Origin of the sequence: Pseudomonas sp. SIMBA_067, from assembly GCF_046534675.1 — a bacterium.
Classification (GTDB): Bacteria; Pseudomonadota; Gammaproteobacteria; order Pseudomonadales; family Pseudomonadaceae; genus Aquipseudomonas; species Aquipseudomonas putida.
The window spans coordinates 1-267 of sequence record NZ_JAWRYH010000541.1 but is presented as its reverse complement, the minus strand read 5'-3'; the positions used below and the strand labels follow the sequence as shown (position 1 = coordinate 267).

The window sequence follows — 267 nt, the reverse complement described above, 5'->3', positions numbered from 1 at the left end:
CTTCTGCCTCAATGGCTTGAAACCCATTTTGTTCTAAAACAAAAACCAACATTTCCCTGATAGGTGCTTCGTCATCAACGACTAATACTTTACGTGACATTCCAATTTATCTCTTAGGCTATTGAGTAGGTTTCATTATTATGACTAAGTATGACATTTTTATTAAAGTGTAACGTCTAAATTAAAATGAGTGTAAAAAAAACACAAAATAGTGACAAAAAATAGAATTTGTCATATTTTTATCATCTTGAGCAGTAATAAAAAAGC

Annotated in this window: 1 pseudogene; it reads right to left on the bottom strand. The window is 30.0% G+C overall.

Annotation, left to right across the window (positions count from 1 at the left end):
* A pseudogene (locus SB765_RS30240) lies at positions 1-100 on the bottom strand (DNA-binding response regulator); the annotation flags it as partial.
* Between the last annotated feature and the right edge of the window lie 167 nt (positions 101-267).